Source organism: Streptomyces calidiresistens, assembly GCF_014141525.1.
Taxonomy (GTDB): Bacteria; Actinomycetota; Actinomycetes; order Streptomycetales; family Streptomycetaceae; genus Streptomyces; species Streptomyces calidiresistens.
This window is the reverse complement of record NZ_VKHS01001208.1, coordinates 1-1138: the sequence shown is the minus strand read 5'-3', so window position 1 is coordinate 1138 and position 1138 is coordinate 1. Positions and strand designations below refer to the sequence as shown.

The 1138-nt window shown below is 77.3% G+C and carries 1 protein-coding gene; it reads right to left on the bottom strand.

Annotated features, from left to right (window positions below; translation table 11 throughout):
• Nucleotides 1-1075: type VII secretion-associated serine protease mycosin (mycP, locus tag FOE67_RS26420; RefSeq protein WP_438874321.1), on the bottom strand; the 1075-nt coding region annotated here is incomplete at its 3' end.
• Nucleotides 1076-1138 lie beyond the last annotated feature (63 nt).

The window sequence follows — 1138 nt, the reverse complement described above, 5'->3', positions numbered from 1 at the left end:
GGGGATCGCCGGGCACGGGTCGGGGCCCCGGGCCGAAGTACTCGCGCGGGTACGCGCCGGCCGCCTCCGCGTCGAGCCGCGGTTCCGCCGTGTTCGCCGCGGCGATCGCGGCGGCGGGATCCACGATGCCCGCCCCCAGGTCGTCGTCCCGGCCGGTGCCCGCTCCCCCTCCGGCGGTTTCCACGAGCAGTCGGCGGACCGCGGCGGGGTCGAGTTCCGGATGGGCGGCGCGCACCAGGGCGACCGCCCCGGAGACGAACGCCGCGGCGGCGCTGGTACCCCAGCCGTGCATGTACTGCCCGCCCGGTGCGGCGATCACCACGTCCTTGCCGGGGGCGCCGAGGGTGGCGTACCAGCGGCGGGTGGAGAAGGGGGCCCGGGCGCCGGTGCGATCGACGGCGGTGACCGCGATGACGCCCGGGTAGCCGGCCGGGTAGGAGATCGGGTCGCCGTCCTCGCCGCCGTTGCCCGCGGACGCGACCACCACCACGCCGTTGGCCAGCGCGTACCGGATCGCGGCGTCCTCCTCGGGATCGGGGTGGGCGGTGGGGCTGTCGTCGCCCAACGAGAGGTTGATGACGTCGGCGCCGTTGTCCACGGCCCATCGAATGCCCTCGGCGACGGTGCTGCCGTCGCGCCGGCGGTGCTCGGCCCGCGCCGGGTCCTCCTCCTCCAGCAGCACCCTCACCGGCAGCACCATCGCCTCCGGCGCGACCCCGATGACGCCCGATCCTGCGTCGGGGCCGTGGCCCCGTCCGGCGATGATGGCGGCCATCGCGGTGCCGTGCCGCGCCCACTCCGGGTCGCCGGGGCCGGCCCCCTCCCCCACCAGGTCGGTGCCCTCCAGGACCGCGCCGTGCAGGTCGGGGTGGGAGTCGTCCACCCCGGTGTCCAGGACGGCGACGGTCACCCCGGCGCCCCGGGTGGTCTGCCAGGCCGTGGGGGCGTTGACGAAGTCCAGTGCCCAGCGCTGTTGGTCGCGGATGGCGTCGGCGGCGGCGGTGGGCGCGCCACCCGTCAGCAGCACCCCGGTGAGCAGCGCGACGAGCAGCCGACTGCGGCCGGAACGGATCACGCGGTGCCTCCGACGGGGGACGGGCTCCCGGACGCGGGGAGCGGGCGGGTGGCGGTCGGGAGG